The 15,037-nt window shown below is 34.1% G+C and carries 13 protein-coding genes; 10 read left to right on the forward strand and 3 right to left on the reverse strand.

Going from position 1 to position 15,037, the window contains the following annotated elements:
• Positions 1 to 117 precede the first annotated feature (117 nt).
• On the forward strand, positions 118 to 2,424 hold the full coding sequence (locus JS605_RS14030) for a S9 family peptidase (RefSeq protein WP_203258350.1): 2,307 nt from the start codon (positions 118 to 120) through the stop codon (positions 2,422 to 2,424).
• Between the two features lie 95 nt (positions 2,425 to 2,519).
• A complete protein-coding gene (gene mgrA, locus JS605_RS14035; protein ID WP_239000354.1) occupies positions 2,520 to 3,533 on the forward strand; it encodes an L-glyceraldehyde 3-phosphate reductase in 1,014 nt (337 codons plus the stop codon).
• Between the two features lie 298 nt (positions 3,534 to 3,831).
• On the opposite strand, the gene JS605_RS14040 is transcribed toward mgrA, so the two are convergent.
• On the reverse strand, positions 3,832 to 4,506 hold the full coding sequence (locus tag JS605_RS14040) for a hypothetical protein (RefSeq protein ID WP_203258351.1): 675 nt from the start codon (positions 4,504 to 4,506) through the stop codon (positions 3,832 to 3,834).
• 529 nt (positions 4,507 to 5,035) lie between these two features.
• Between JS605_RS14040 and JS605_RS17655 the strand changes: the two genes are divergently transcribed.
• Both JS605_RS17655 and JS605_RS14045 read left to right on the forward strand, forming a co-directional pair.
• Positions 5,036 to 5,167 (forward strand): hypothetical protein, encoded by a 132-nt coding sequence (locus JS605_RS17655; protein ID WP_262896326.1) that lies wholly within the window; start codon positions 5,036 to 5,038, stop codon positions 5,165 to 5,167.
• A 66-nt stretch (positions 5,168 to 5,233) separates the two neighbouring features.
• A complete protein-coding gene (locus JS605_RS14045) occupies positions 5,234 to 5,797 on the forward strand; it encodes an ExbD/TolR family protein (protein WP_203258352.1) in 564 nt (187 codons plus the stop codon).
• Here the strand turns inward: JS605_RS14045 and JS605_RS14050 are convergent.
• Positions 5,794 to 7,770, reverse strand: a complete 1,977-nt coding sequence (locus JS605_RS14050; RefSeq protein WP_203258392.1) for an alpha-ketoacid dehydrogenase subunit alpha/beta — start codon at positions 7,768 to 7,770, stop codon at positions 5,794 to 5,796. The genes JS605_RS14045 and JS605_RS14050 overlap by 4 nt on opposite strands.
• 159 nt (positions 7,771 to 7,929) lie before the next feature.
• Between JS605_RS14050 and JS605_RS14055 the strand changes: the two genes are divergently transcribed.
• The 6 genes from JS605_RS14055 to JS605_RS14080 all read left to right on the forward strand — a co-directional run bounded on the left by JS605_RS14055 (position 7,930) and on the right by JS605_RS14080 (position 13,416).
• Positions 7,930 to 8,880 (forward strand): isopenicillin N synthase family dioxygenase, encoded by a 951-nt coding sequence (locus JS605_RS14055; protein WP_203258353.1) that lies wholly within the window; start codon positions 7,930 to 7,932, stop codon positions 8,878 to 8,880.
• Positions 8,881 to 8,962: 82 nt separating this feature from the next.
• The gene (locus tag JS605_RS14060; RefSeq protein ID WP_203258354.1) at positions 8,963 to 9,292 is read left to right on the forward strand and encodes a translation initiation factor; all 330 of its coding nucleotides are present in this window, start codon (positions 8,963 to 8,965) and stop codon (positions 9,290 to 9,292) included.
• 3 nt (positions 9,293 to 9,295) lie between these two features.
• Positions 9,296 to 10,240: a DUF1835 domain-containing protein gene (locus JS605_RS14065; RefSeq protein ID WP_203258355.1), complete on the forward strand. Its 945-nt coding sequence runs from the start codon at positions 9,296 to 9,298 to the stop codon at positions 10,238 to 10,240.
• On the forward strand, positions 10,230 to 11,093 hold the full coding sequence (locus JS605_RS14070) for a nucleoside phosphorylase (RefSeq protein WP_203258356.1): 864 nt from the start codon (positions 10,230 to 10,232) through the stop codon (positions 11,091 to 11,093). Before JS605_RS14065 ends, JS605_RS14070 begins: the two co-directional genes overlap by 11 nt.
• Positions 11,094 to 11,948 carry a substrate-binding domain-containing protein gene (locus JS605_RS14075; RefSeq protein WP_203258357.1) on the forward strand — a complete coding sequence of 285 codons (855 nt, stop codon included), beginning with the start codon at positions 11,094 to 11,096 and terminating at the stop codon, positions 11,946 to 11,948.
• Between the two features lie 88 nt (positions 11,949 to 12,036).
• Positions 12,037 to 13,416: a TlpA family protein disulfide reductase gene (locus tag JS605_RS14080; RefSeq protein WP_203258358.1), complete on the forward strand. Its 1,380-nt coding sequence runs from the start codon at positions 12,037 to 12,039 to the stop codon at positions 13,414 to 13,416.
• Between the two features lie 58 nt (positions 13,417 to 13,474).
• On the opposite strand, the gene JS605_RS14085 is transcribed toward JS605_RS14080, so the two are convergent.
• Positions 13,475 to 15,028, reverse strand: a complete 1,554-nt coding sequence (locus JS605_RS14085; RefSeq protein ID WP_203258359.1) for an NAD(P)H-hydrate dehydratase — start codon at positions 15,026 to 15,028, stop codon at positions 13,475 to 13,477.
• Positions 15,029 to 15,037 lie beyond the last annotated feature (9 nt).

Genomic DNA, 15,037 nt, shown 5'->3' on the forward strand with positions numbered 1-15,037 from the left:
AAATGTTAAAAAATCACAAAATTTAATGAAAAATGTAACAAAACAATACGCTAACACTCTAATGCCCTAGAATAAAGAATTATCTTAGTGAATTGTTAAAAAAACTTATTATTGTAAATGAAAACTTCTATTTTAAAATTAAGCAGTGCTCTTTTTTTATTTATGGGTATGACTATGCATGTTAACGCACAAAACATTGAGGGTTCCTGGAAAGGAACACTATCTGTACAAGGCATGGAAATGCCTTTGATTTTTGATATTAAAAACGACGGCGATAGCCTTTCCTCTACTATGGACAGTCCGTCTCAAGGAGCTACAGGCATCCCAATGGATGTTACAACTTTTGATGAGAATACATTAACCATCAAATTTACCAAAGCTGGTATCAAGTACGTAGCTACTTTAAATGATAATTCTTTAAACGGTACATTTTATCAAGGCGGCATGGAATTGCCTTTAAACTTAGAAAAAACCGTAAAGACACTTCCTGGGGATACAGATTTACCGACATCAGACACGGATCTTAAAAAGTTAGCCAACTGGAATCCTACTAATTACAAATATTCTGTAGCTGATTATTTTGCAAGGCCTAAAGCTAGATCATTTCAATTCTCTCCAAATGGGATGTACTTGTCCTACAGAGAAAAAGACGAAAATGCAAAAAATCATGTATATGTAAAAAACACACAAACAGATGCAGTAACCAAGGTTATTGAAGAGAAAGAGGAACTTATAAGAGGTTATGGTTGGGCAAATGATAGTAGATTAATTTATGTGATGGATAAAGGTGGTAATGAAGATTACCATTTATTTGCTGTAGATATTGATGGGGCTAACCAAAAAGAATTAACTCCTTTTGAAGGTGTTAAAGTAAATATTCTAAATGGTTTAAAAGAGGATAAAAACCATATGATTATTTCTATGAACAAAAACAATCCTCAAATATTTGAACCATACAAAATTAATATCGTAACAGGAGAATTAAAACAATTATACAAAAATGAAGATGCTGCAAATCCTATTACTGGCTATGAATTTGATAAAGACGGGAACCTAAGAGGTTTTGCTAAGCTTCGTGATGGTGTTGATATAGATTTCTACTACACATTAGATGGCGAAAACTATAACGTTTTTAAGCAATTAAGCTGGAAAGATAGCTTTAGCATATCTAGTTTTAACTATGCTACAGAGTATCCCCATGATGCTTATGTTGTATCTAACCTAGACAGCGACAAATCACAAGTGTATTTGTATGATTTAAAAGAAGATAAAGTTATAGAAAAATTGTTTTCTAATGAGGACTACGATGTTTCTGGTTTAAGTTTATCTAGAAAAAGAGGTTATGAATTAGATTATTTCTCTTACGAAGGCGACAAACAAGTTATTGTGCCAGTTAGTAAATATTATAAAAAATTGCACAAAAAAATAACTGATAAATTTGCTGGATACAACTACTCCATAACTGATAAAACGGATGATGAAAGTAAGTATTTGATCTTTATTCAAAGCGACAAACTATACGGGACGTATTATTCTTATGATGCCAAAACCAAAGAATTTAAGTTACTATACAACTTAATGCCTAATCTTATTGAGAGCGACATGGCAGAAATGCGCCCTATTTCATTTAAGAGTAGGGATGGAAAAACCATACATGGTTACATTACACTACCAAAAGCTGCTTTAAAAGGAGAAAAAGTACCAGTTATAGTAAATGTACATGGTGGCCCGCAAGGTGTGAGAGACTCTTGGGGCTTTAACCCAGAAGCACAATTATTTGCAAGTCGTGGTTATGCTACATTACAAGTAAACTTTAGAATCTCTGGTGGTTATGGCAGGGAATTTCTTGAATCTGGATTTAAACAAATAGGAAGAAAAGCCATGGATGATGTTGAAGATGGCTTACAATATGCAATAGACCAAGGTTGGGTTGACAAAGATAATGCTGCCATTTACGGAGGAAGCCATGGCGGATATGCCGTATTACGAGGTTTAACAAAAACACCTGATTTATATGCTTGTGGTGTGGACTATGTAGGTGTTGCCAACTTGTTTACATTCATGGATAGTATGCCAGAATATTGGAAACCTTATTTAAAGATTATAAAAGAAATTTGGTACGATCCTGATGTGCCAGAAGAAAAAGCAATTATGGAAGAAGTGTCTCCTGTAAATCATATCGATAAAATTAAAAAACCACTATTCGTAGTTCAAGGAGCTAATGACCCTAGGGTAAATATTAATGAATCCGATCAAATAGTTTCAGCGTTAAGAGCGAGAGATGTGGATGTACCTTATATGGTTAAGTATGATGAAGGACATGGTTTTGCTAAAGAAGAAAATAGAATAGAATTGTACGAAGCTATGATGGGTTTTTATGCAAAACACTTAAAACCAAAAATAAAGCAACCCATTAAAGATTAAATAAGGGTAAAATAAAATATAAAAAGTCATTTACAGAGGTAAATGGCTTTTTATTTGCAATAGATTTATAGTACATTTAAACAAAAATTGTTCTCATGCAAATCAACGACAAATCTGGCTCAATAGACTACCAAGCCGCACCTAAGCGATATGAAACCATGACTTATAAAAGAACAGGTGATAGCGGTGTGCTCCTACCTGCTATTTCACTGGGTTTATGGCATAATTTTGGTTTTGTAGACAGCATTCAAAATGCTAGGGATATCTTGCATTGTGCTTTTGATTTAGGTATTACGCATTTTGATTTAGCAAATAACTATGGGCCGCCTTATGGTTCTGCTGAAGAAAATTTTGGCACCATTTTCAAAAAAGATTTTAGATCTTACAGAGATGAATTGTTTATAGCCACTAAAGCTGGTTTTGATATGTGGCCAGGACCTTATGGCAATTGGGGTTCAAGAAAGTACTTAATGGCAAGCTTAGACCAGAGCTTAAAGCGAATGGCATTGGACTATGTTGATGTATTTTACCACCATAGGCCAGATCCTGAAACACCTCTAGAAGAAACCATGGGAGCCCTAACCGATATTGTTCGTCAAGGCAAGGCTTTATATGTGGCCATCTCTAACTACAAACCTAAAGAAACGCAAAGGGCTGCAGAACTTTTAAAAGCATCCAACACACCATTTATATTACATCAAGCACGATATTCAATGCTTGATCGCTGGATTGAAGATGACCTTTTAAATACTCTTGAAGCTAATGGCGTAGGATGTATAACGTTCTCTCCTCTAGCGCAAGGTATGCTAACTGATAAATATTTAAATGGTATCCCCAAAGATTCTAGGGCAGCCAAAAACATGACATACTTGGATGCTGAAACCGTAAAAAACAACCTTGATAAGATTAAGAAATTAAATGAGATTGCGCAAAAAAGGAGGCAAAAACTATCGCAAATGGCGATTGCTTGGATTTTAAGGCATAAACAAGTAGCTTCCGTTTTAATTGGTGCGAGTTCAGCAAATCAATTAAAAGAAAATGTAAAGGCCTTGGATAATTTGAGTTTTACGGATGAGGAGCTGAAATTAATTGATGAGGCTATTGGCTAGTTTGAATGGAAAAAATTATTCTCATTCTTTTTTAGCTTTCTTATCATCCAAACAATATGAGTAATGAGAGTCATAAAAGTTCCAAACATCCAAAATATCAAAAGAATTCCTAAGATTGGTAATCCACAGTTTTTAATCGTTTCTGTTTTTTCTGGGTAAAAAAAATCTGGAAATATAAAATAGTGACCTCCTAGAATAAGCAAGAAAATGAGAATAATTGGAATTCGAACTTTAAGCTTTTCAAATAAAAGATAAATCAAAAATTGTAAAAAAGAGACAGATATTATAAATAGTAAAATCACTCCTTAACAATTACAACCGTAACCTTAATACCAGCTGCAAGCGCCCAAACTTTACTTGAAATTCTTTTATCGTTCTCATCTAGAATACGGTATTCGGCAGTATTTGGCCCAGAAGCCCCCGTATTTATAGCTTGGAAGACAATTTCGTTTAAACCATCTTTTAAATCCAGTTTAAATCCGCTAAAACCTTGCGTTAAATATGCTCTTTGTTCTATAATATCTCCATTCACATAAACACGTAATAGATCCCCATCAATCGCAGAATAATCCCTGTAGAGAATTCTCAAAAATTTTGATGTTGTTTTGTAATCCCCCCAGTAAGCATCTTCTTTTAAACCAGCATTCTCACCATGACCTTCTGGCAATAATGTCTTTTCTATCTTTTCTAGCTTTTTTGTATGCAATTCCCCAGGATTACCAAACTCCTCTTGTGGAAACATAGAGAATTCTTTTTTAGGCAATTCTAGTTTACCAACTATTTTTGGAGATTTAACACCGCTTAACTGATCGTTAGGCTTTATTTTTTCAGGAGCTATTTTTTTACTATCCGTAGAATCCTTTGGTGCTTCAATAGCAGGAATAATTGTCCCTGATTTCTTTCTAGAATCAATTTGGGCATTTGCAGTTGCTGCAAAAACAACACATATTATAAAAGTAATTACAAATCTCATATTACAAATTAGCTTCAATATAAAGCCATACATCCTAAAACTATACCCCAAAGATATTTAATATCTTAAAACGTAATTCAATAACCTTATATTTTATAACTATTTAACAATAACTATACCTAAATAGTCTTTTTACACCCCTTATCCTTTCTTAAAACATATAAATCTGTTAAAATTTGTTAATTTATTACTTTGTTATACATAGTACTGTAACAAAAATAATCTCATGTCGTCTATTAAGTATAAATCAATCAAAAAACGAAAAATCATGAGAACTTTAAACAGTAACCAATTAACAGAAACTTTAAGCAATACAAAGTCTAACAAATGGAACAACAAAAGACGTTACAGATAACTCTTAATTCATCAAATTAATTTATCAATCAAAAAAAACATCAATTATGAGAACTTTAAACACGAATCAAGTAACAGAAACTTTTAATGGAACAAAAATTAAACTGTGGAACAGTAAAAGGCGCTATAGATAAGTAGTGCCTCTACTCCACCTGTCATCAAAAAAACAATCAAAATGCGAACAGTTATTAAAATACCAAACCACCTTAAAAACATTACAGAAGAAAATTTGTTTATACACAAGCGTATGCTAAGTTTTAAGGCTAATCAAAACACATGGAAACATGTGCACCACAACATGCGCTAGAAGTATGGCATCGTTTTATGGTATTGTTTTTGTGATTTAAGATTACTTAACAATAACGCAAAAATCATGAGACGAACAAAAGAACACCCAGAAGTAAATGCGGGATCTATGGCAGATATCGCATTTTTATTATTAATTTTTTTCTTAGTAACAGCAGTAATTCCCAAAGATCAAGGTATTTACAGAAAATTACCAAAAGAATGCCCTCCAGGGGAAGATTGCAATATCCCCATTCCTGATAGGAACATCTTAAAAATTGCCATCAACTCAAAAAACGAAGTAATGATGGATGATAAAATTGTTAAGGTAGCCGAGGTTAAAGATATAGCCAGAACTTTTATTGATAATAATGGAGATGGCAGTTGTACTTATTGTAATGGTAGTAAAATAGCTACCTTATCAGACAACCCAAGTAAAGCCATAATTTCTTTACAATCTGATAGAAATGCGAATTACAATCAATTTATTGAAGTACAAGACGAATTAACCAAAGCTTACTTTGAACTCAGGAAAGCGTATTGCGACAACGTTTTAAAACGTCCTCTTGATAAATTAACAAAATTAGAATTACAAGAAGTTAAGGATGCCTACCCCTTTATTCTTTCTGAAGCAGAAACCAGAACACATTAATACGACAAAAGTGCATTTAGTGCTTTTTCAAACCTATCTTTAGGTAAATATTGATCTTCTAGTGCTTTGGCAAAGGGAATTGGAGTTTCTAAACTCGCTACTCTTTTTACCGGAGCATCTAGATATTCAAAACAATTTTCCATAATACCTGCAGAGATATCACTGGCAAGTCCACCAAACAAAGAGTCCTCTTGAAGGATAATTACCTTGCCTGTTTTTCTAATAGAGTTATAAATGGTTTCTGTATCTAGAGGTTGAAGCGTTCTTAAATCGATAACATCAGCAGATAACTCTGGATATTTATTTATAGTATCCAATACCCAATGCACACCTGCACCATAACTAATAATTGTAATTTCATTTCCGGTCTTTATTAAGTTAGCTTTTCCAAACGGCAATGTGTAATAGTCTGCTGGCACCTCTTGCTTAATACTTCTATATAATCCTTTATGCTCAAAAAACAATACGGGATTAGGATCATTAATAGCTGTATGTAATAAGCCTTTAGCATCATATGGAAAAGCAGGATATACTACCTTTAAACCTGGTGTTTTAGTAAACCAGGCTTCATTAGTTTGTGAGTGAAACGGGCCAGCACCAACTCCACCACCACAAGGCATCCGTATCACAACATCCGCATGCTGCCCCCAACGATAATGCGACTTGGCTAAATAATTCACGATTGGATTAAATCCTGAAGACACAAAATCGGCAAATTGCATTTCTACAACGCTTTTCATTCCTGCTATGGATAAGCCCATAGCTGTTTCAACAATTGCTGATTCACAAATGGGTGTATTGCGCACCCGTTCTTTCCCAAATTGTTCAACAAAACCTTCAGTAATTTTAAAAACTCCACCGTACTCCGCTACATCTTGCCCCATAATTACAAGATCTTCGTGACGTTCCATACTTTGTCTCAACCCTTCGGAAACAGCATCAATAAACCTAATCTCTTCAGTGTTTGAATTTGATGTAACTTGTTTATAATCATGCTTTTTAAATACATCACTTAACTCATTAGTTGCATTAATATCTATTTCATTTTCATTAAAGGCGACCTCTAAGTGCTGGTTAATCTCTGAAGTAATATTTGAAATAATATCTGCCTTTTGCGAGGCGTTTAAAATACCTTCGGCTTCCAAAAAGCTTTCAAAATTCGAAATAGGATCTTTTCCTTTCCATTCTTCTAAAAGCGCATCTGGAACATATTTTGTGCCACTGGATTCTTCGTGCCCTCGCATTCTAAAAGTCTTAAACTCTAGTAAAATTGGTCTAGGTGTTTTACGTATACTTTCAGCTAACGCCTTTACTTTTGTGAAAACCTCTATAATGTTATTACCATCAATACGGTGCGATTCCATACCATACCCTAAGCTCCTGTCAGCTAAATTCTCACAATTGTACTGCTCAGAAGTTGGTGTAGAAAGTCCGTAACCATTATTTTCAATACAAAACAAAACGGGTAGTTGCCATACAGAAGCCACATTTAACGCCTCATGAAAATCGCCTTCGCTAGTTCCTCCTTCTCCGGTAAACACAGCTGTTACCTCATTTTTATCTTTCAGTTTTGCTGCCAAGGCAATTCCATCAGCAACACCTAATTGTGGTCCCAAATGCGAAATCATACCAACAATTTTATACTGTTGAGTGCCAAAGTGAAATGAACGATCCCTGCCTTTTGTAAACCCTGAAGCCTTACCTTGCCACTGTGCAAACAAACGGTACAACGGCACCTTTCTAGTGGTAAATACCCCAAGATTTCTGTGCATTGGTAAAATATATTCATGGTTATCTAGAGCCATTGTCACACCTACAGCTATAGCTTCTTGCCCTATGCCAGAAAACCACTTACTTATTTTACCCTGCCTTAAAAGCACCAACATCTTTTCCTCAATAAGCCTAGGCTTAAGCATATTCATGTATAAATCTAAAAGTATTTCGGCATCTAATTCCAATGTTGAAAACTTCATTTTAGATACAGGCTTTGAGCTTTTCATAAAAAGAGCGGTTAAACTTTATCAAATATAACTTAATCTCATTTTATTAATATAAAAATTGCACATATTTCAATAAATAAACAACAGATTGTTTTTGTACATTTGTTTATATCACAATTCAAACTTAAAAGAATGAATAGCATCCCTAGTGTAGATTTACGCGACTTTATTTCTAGCGATACCATAAAAAAGCAAAAGTTTGTGAATGCCATCGGCAAGGCATACGAGGAGATTGGTTTTGTAGCACTTAAAGGACACTTTTTAGATGATACCTTAGTTGAAAATTTATATAATGAAGTAAAAAACTTTTTTGATTTACCTGTAGAAATAAAACAGAAATACGAAATTCCTGAAATTGCAGGACAACGCGGATACGTTTCTTTTGGAAAAGAAAGTGCTAAAGGCAAAAAGGAAGGGGATTTAAAAGAGTTTTGGCACTTTGGCCAATATATTGACGAAAATGAAAGAGATAAATACGATTACCCTGAAAATGTTGAGGTTAAAGAGCTCCCCCGTTTTAATGAAGTAGGTAAAAAAACATACCAAATGCTTGAAAAAACAGCAAAATATGTACTACGAGCTTTGGCTTTACATCTCAACTTGAATGAAACATATTTTGATGATTACATACAAAATGGCAACTCCATCTTAAGACCAATTCACTACCCGCCTATTAAAGAAGAGCCTAAAGAAGCTGTTCGTGCTGCTGCACATGGCGACATTAATCTAATAACTTTGTTAATGGGAGCACAAGGTCGTGGTTTACAGGTACAAAACCATAAAGGCGAATGGATAGATGCTATTGCCCAGCCAGACGAAGTAATGATTAATGTTGGGGATATGCTATCTAGACATACCAATAACAAATTAAAATCTACCATACACCGAGTGGTAAACCCTCCAAAAGAACTTTGGGGAACTTCCCGATATTCCATTCCGTTTTTTATGCACCCAGTAAGCGACATGAAGCTTGATGTACTCGAGAATTGTATTGACGAAAACACTCCAAAACAATTTGAGGATATTACAGCGGGAGAATTTTTAACAGAACGTTTAATTGAATTAGGACTTATTAAAAAGTAAACAATTCGCAGTAGCAGTATTCAGTCAAATATTTCTAAATAAAACTTATTGCTTACTAAATTGCAAACCGCAAACTTAAAACATGGATTTACAAGATCAACTAAAAAAACTCTTTCCTGACCACGAACCAGAAACTACAGACGATAACACTTCTGAAGATTCAAATATCTGGATGCAGGATGACCCGATAATTTGTAAATACGAAAAGCGAAAAGGAAAGCCCACAACAATTCTTGAAGGTTACACAGGAGCTACCGAAGATTTTAAAGCTTTAGCAAAAGAGATAAAAACCAAACTAAGTGTTGGTGGTAGCTTTAAAGATGACAAAATTATAATCCAGGGCGATTATAGAGATAAAATCATGCACATTCTAAAAGAAAAAGGATTTAACGTAAAACGTGTAGGCGGATAATTTATGGGTAAAGAGGTTTTACATATTACCAACGGAGGCGTATTAACGGCATATCTTAATGAACTGAAAATAGAAGGGGAAATTGTAACATGGCAGGAAATGTTATGCGAAGGCCCTACTAAGGAGGTAGTGCACTCTGATGATTTGATTGCAGCAAGACGTAAATTTTTAAAAGCTTATTACGATATTGATTTAGACCCCAATAAGATTGAAGTAGCGTTATCCCAACTAAATGAGGCGAATAAAAGATATACTGAAGTTGTGTTGTGGTTTGAATATGATTTGTTTTGTCATATCAACATGCTAGCAGTAATCAACCTGCTGAATGAAAAAAATATTACGCTTCCTGTTTATTTAGTATGTAGCGGAAGGGTTTCAGGAGCTAAAGAACTTAAAGGGTTATCAGAATTAAGTTCAGGACAGCTCATGAAGCATTTTAAGAACAAGATACAATTATTGGATACAGACTTAGAACTCGCACGTACATTATGGAATATCTATTGTGGTGTAGATCACAATTTATTTAAACCATATATAGTAAAGTCGTCCTCCTTTAAATATTTAAGCAACTGCTTAAAAGCGCATTTAGAACGTTTCCCTGATTCTATTACAGGTCTCAATATTCTAGAAACTAATATTTTAAAACTTATTGAAAAGAACGATATAAAATCTAAACACCATTTGTTAGGTTATGCATTAAATTACCAAGGGTTTTATGGTTATGGCGATTTGCAAATGAAACGCATTATTGACTATCTAGACCCCTTTTACACGATTTCAGATAATAGTATAGAACTCAACAGAAAAGGACATGAAACAATCCATGGCCAACACAATGCCCTAAAAACATTAAAAAACGAGATGGTATTTGGTGGTGTAAAAAATCTAGATTTTCAATTTAGCAAATCAGAAAACAAACTTATTAAGTCGCCATTGCATGCCAATTAAAGCTTCAGAACTTATCCTAAATCCAGATGGCAGTATTTATCATCTAAATCTTAAACCCAATGATATTGCAGATACAATAATACTGGTGGGAGATCAAGATAGGGTAGATTTAGTAACAAAGCATTTTAACAGCATAGAATTTGAAGCCCAGAAGAGAGAGTTTAAAACCCAAACAGGGATCATTAACGATAAAAAAGTTTCTGTAATATCTACAGGCATAGGTACCGATAATATAGATATAGTATTAAATGAGTTGGATGCCTTAGTTAATATCGATTTTAAAACCAGAACTGTAAACAAGACGGTTAAAAGTTTAAATATCATTAGGATCGGTACTTCTGGCGCACTACAACCTGAGATTCCCATAGATACTTTTTTAATAAGTGAATATGCCATGGACTTAAATGGCATGCTCCACTCCTATCAAATAGAAAGCATTTCGCATAAAGACATAGAAACAGCATTTATAAACCATACAAACTGGAGTATCGCTAAAGCAAGGCCTATTGTAGTTAAGGGAGCAAAATCTCTAATATCCAAATTTGAGAGCACTTCTACATTAAAGGGACTAACAGCTACAGCAAATGGTTTTTATGGCCCACAAGGACGCACTTTAAGATTACCGCTAGAAACCCCTTTATTAAATAAAAAAATGGATAGCTTTAATTACAAGGGCACCAAAATTACCAACTTGGAAATGGAGACTTCAGGCATCTACGGTTTATCTAATTTATTAGGGCACAATGCCATATCGCTTAATGCTATTATTGCTAACAGAGCAAACGGTACATTTAGTAAAAACCCGCTTAAAACCATAGAAAATTTAATCACTTATACCTTAGAAAGAATTTAGATGAAGAACGTAAATATTGGCGGAGTGCCCGAGCATTTCAATTTAGCGTGGCACCTAACACTTAAAAATGAAGAGTATAAAACTGAAGGCATAAACCTCTGCTGGCATGATTACCATGGAGGTACAGGGGCTATGTGTAAGGCGCTTCGAGAAAAAGAGATTGATGTTGCTGTTATTTTAACAGAAGGCATTATTAAAGATATTATTGCAGGAAATCCTAGCAAAATTGTGCAGACATTTGTTGAAACTCCACTTATTTGGGGAGTACATGTAGCGCATCATTCTAAATACAAAACTACTAAAGATTTAAAGGGCACTAAAGCCGCTATTAGCAGATATGGCTCTGGGTCTCATTTAATGGCATATATCAATGCAGAGCATAACAATTGGGATTTAGAGAAAGATTTAGATTTTGAAGTGATAAAAAACTTAGATGGTGCCGTAGAAGGACTAACGGATGGGAAAGCTGATTATTTTCTTTGGGAAAAATACACAACAAAACCATTAGTTGATGATGGTACTTTTAGACGCATTGATGACTGCCCTTCCCCCTGGCCTTGCTTTGTAATAGCGGCACATGAAGATTATATTAAAAATAATAGCGAAGATTTAAAAACGATTTTAAGAATTATTAATACCACAACCTCAGAATTTAAAGACATACCGAGTATTGATAGAATGATAGCAAATGAATATGACCAAAAAATTGAAGATGTTCAGGATTGGATAGCCATTACGGAGTGGTCGCAAGAACTTATTGATGAATCCACCATTATGAACGTACAAAAACAACTTAAGCTTCTAGATATTATTCCAAAAACTGTAAAATATCAGGATATAACCCACAAACTGTAACCCTTAAAATTCCAACCTTAAACAATTGTTAATAAAAGCCTTATAATTAAACTAAATGTATATTTTCGTAAAACAAAAATATCAAAATATGAAGAAAATTCTAATTACCTTGAGCTTAATTGCGTTTCTTGCCTGTGATAAAAAAGGAGACAAAACAGTGGATTATGCTGTTATTTCAGGGAAAATTACCAACAAAAAAGGAGCTGTAACCATAAATAGTTATGATAGAACTTTTAGCGAACCTCTGGATATAAAAGCCGATGGTACTTTTACAGACACACTAGATACGGACAAAAACTCTTATATAATTTTTGATGGTACAAACCCAGTGTTTGTATATGTTAAGCCAGGATATAACTTAAATGTGAGTTATGATGTAAAAGACCTTGACAATACACTTACCTTTACTGGAGACGGCGATAAAGTGAATACATATTTATATGAAAAACGAAAATACGAAAAGACCCTACTTGCAAACCGATGGGAGTTATACAAGCTAAACGAAACGGAATTTAAAAATAAGTTTAAAACAATTAAAAAATCCAGTGATAGCCTACTAGAGCTTTACAAAACTCTGCCCGATGAATTTACGTATCTAGAAAAACGTAATTTAAATTATAACTATCTGGCGAGAATAAACGAATATGAAAGTTATCATAAATATGTTACTAAGAATAATGACTTCAAGGTATCTGATGATTTCTTAAAAGAAGTGCAAGGTTTTGATGTTATAAATGAAGACGATTATTTTTTCTCTGAAAATTATAAATTACTGTTAACAAGTAAATTTAGAGATAAAGCATCAACAATTTCAGAAAAAGATAGTATTGATAATGACATAGCTTATATTAAAGCAGTAAGCAGTATTGAAAACAAAAAAGTAAAAGAAGATATGCTTTATGCTTTTGCTGCCAACAACATGAGTCATTCAAAGGACTTAGAGAAGTTTTATAATTTGTTCATTGAAAATTCCAGCAATGAAAAAAACAATGCTTTTGTAAAAGAGAAGTATACAAAGTTAACTGCATTATCTAAAGGTAAGCCTTCTCCAAAGTTTACAGATTACAGAAACCATAATGGAGAAACAACATCTTTAGATGATCTAAAAGGCAAATATGTTTATATAGACGTTTGGGCTACTTGGTGTGGGCCTTGTGTTAGAGAAATTCCGTCATTAAAGAAAGTTGAAACCGATTTTCATGATAAAAATATTGAATTTGTAAGTGTTTCCATTGATAAAGAAAAAGACTTCTCTAAATGGGAAACCATGGTAAACGATAAAGAATTAGGTGGTGTACAGCTATTTGCAGATAACGACTGGAATTCCCAGTTCGTAAAAGACTACCAAATTCAAGGTATTCCAAGATTTATTCTCATTGATCCAAACGGAAACATTGTAGATGCTAATGCTCCTAGACCATCAAATCCAAAATTAAGAGACTTATTTAAGGACCTTCTTAATATTTAAAAAATATTCCATAAAAAAAGCCGCAAATTGCGGCTTTTTTTATTGTCGTTTGTAATTATTACGCATTCGCTTCAGATTCTTCCTGAGTTTGAGGTGGTTCAGGTTGTTTAAACAAATCTATAAACGCCTCCCCTAAGTATTCAATAACATGGCTTGCTATCAAACTCTGGTATCCAAAATCCTCTACAGCAATATCAGCAGATTTCCCATGTAAATACACCCCAAAAATAGCAGCAACTGATGGGTGATACCCTTGAGCTATCAATCCAGTTACAATACCTGTTAATACATCACCGCTACCCGCAGTTGCCAAACCTGGATTACCTGTAGTATTTACAAAAAAGCGTTCGTTAAACACTGTAATGGTATTGGCTCCCTTTACAATTACAATAATCTTGTGTTTTTTTGAAAAAGCTTTTACTTTTTTAAGCTTTTCAAAGTCGTCCTTCCAAGAACCAATTAACCGTTCTAACTCTTTCGGGTGTGGTGTTAAAATTGTATGTTCTGGTAATAGTTTTAACAATGCCTTCTTTTTAGCCAGTATGTTAAGTCCATCAGCATCAATAACCAAAGGAACTTTATTAGATTTTAAGAACTCCTCGAAAGCAGCCACAGTCTTTGTATCTGTTCCTGCTCCTATTCCAAAACCAACTACAGTAGGTTCTATTTCAAAATCAATCGCGGTGATTTTTTCTTCTTCAGTATCTGTAATCACCATGACTTCAGGAAGACTGGACTGTAAAGGTACATAACCGCATTTAGGCACATAGGCAGTTACCAATCCAGCTCCAACTGATAATGCAGCCCTACTTGTTAATGTTACAGCTCCAATTTTCCCATAACACCCTCCAATAATTAATGCATGTCCAAATTGTCCCTTATGCGAAAACTTATCTCTAGGGATATAATTTGGCAAAACCTCATGTTTACCTATAAGTTCAACTTCAGTTTGGGTAGTATATAAATATTCTGGATCCAATCCAATATCTAAAATTTCCCATTGCACCGTATATTTGGCTGTTTCTGGCAGAAAGAACACTAATTTTGGAGAAGCAAAGCTTAAAGTAAACCCTGCATAAACAACAGCGTCAGGATCTTCTACAGCTTTATCAGTGTACAATCCAGAAGGGATATCAATAGATAACGTAAATGCCTTTGTAGCTCTAAAGTGCTGAAATAGTTTTTTTACCCAATCATCTACAGGTCGGTTTAGCCCAATACCAAAAACTGCATCAACTATAATATCATCTGGATGTATTTGTGGAAAATCCTCTGTACATTTTAAAAGTGTGGGCCATTTTTTAGTAACGTTTTTTATCCTATCATAATTTATCAAAAAATCTTTAGAACGTTTATCACTGTAATTAATAACGTAAGTATGTACATTATAACCATGTGTTACCAAATGCCTAGCTAATACCAATCCGTCCCCACCATTATTGCCAATACCACAAAATACGTGTACAGGCACTTGAGCACCTTGCATGCGTGCGTGCATCCAATTAAAAATTTGGGTACCTGCACGCTCCATTAATTCAGTAGATGTAATGTTTTGCCGTTCTGCGGTAAGTTTATCTCCCGCATATATTTGTTCTTTAGAAAATATCTTCATAAAACGTCT

The organism is Hyunsoonleella ulvae (assembly GCF_016827605.1).
Lineage (GTDB): Bacteria > Bacteroidota > Bacteroidia > Flavobacteriales > Flavobacteriaceae > Jejuia > Jejuia ulvae.

Coding starts and splice junctions, on each gene's coding strand:
- JS605_RS14030 (WP_203258350.1), top strand. CDS start 118: ATGAAAACTTCTATTTTAAAATTAAGCAGTGCTCTTTTTTTATTTATG.
- mgrA (WP_239000354.1), top strand. CDS start 2,520: ATGCAAATCAACGACAAATCTGGCTCAATAGACTACCAAGCCGCACCT.
- JS605_RS14040 (WP_203258351.1), bottom strand. CDS start 4,506: ATGAGATTTGTAATTACTTTTATAATATGTGTTGTTTTTGCAGCAACT.
- JS605_RS17655 (WP_262896326.1), top strand. CDS start 5,036: ATGCGAACAGTTATTAAAATACCAAACCACCTTAAAAACATTACAGAA.
- JS605_RS14045 (WP_203258352.1), top strand. CDS start 5,234: ATGAGACGAACAAAAGAACACCCAGAAGTAAATGCGGGATCTATGGCA.
- JS605_RS14050 (WP_203258392.1), bottom strand. CDS start 7,770: ATGAAGTTTTCAACATTGGAATTAGATGCCGAAATACTTTTAGATTTA.
- JS605_RS14055 (WP_203258353.1), top strand. CDS start 7,930: ATGAATAGCATCCCTAGTGTAGATTTACGCGACTTTATTTCTAGCGAT.
- JS605_RS14060 (WP_203258354.1), top strand. CDS start 8,963: ATGGATTTACAAGATCAACTAAAAAAACTCTTTCCTGACCACGAACCA.
- JS605_RS14065 (WP_203258355.1), top strand. CDS start 9,296: ATGGGTAAAGAGGTTTTACATATTACCAACGGAGGCGTATTAACGGCA.
- JS605_RS14070 (WP_203258356.1), top strand. CDS start 10,230: ATGCCAATTAAAGCTTCAGAACTTATCCTAAATCCAGATGGCAGTATT.
- JS605_RS14075 (WP_203258357.1), top strand. CDS start 11,094: ATGAAGAACGTAAATATTGGCGGAGTGCCCGAGCATTTCAATTTAGCG.
- JS605_RS14080 (WP_203258358.1), top strand. CDS start 12,037: ATGAAGAAAATTCTAATTACCTTGAGCTTAATTGCGTTTCTTGCCTGT.
- JS605_RS14085 (WP_203258359.1), bottom strand. CDS start 15,028: ATGAAGATATTTTCTAAAGAACAAATATATGCGGGAGATAAACTTACC.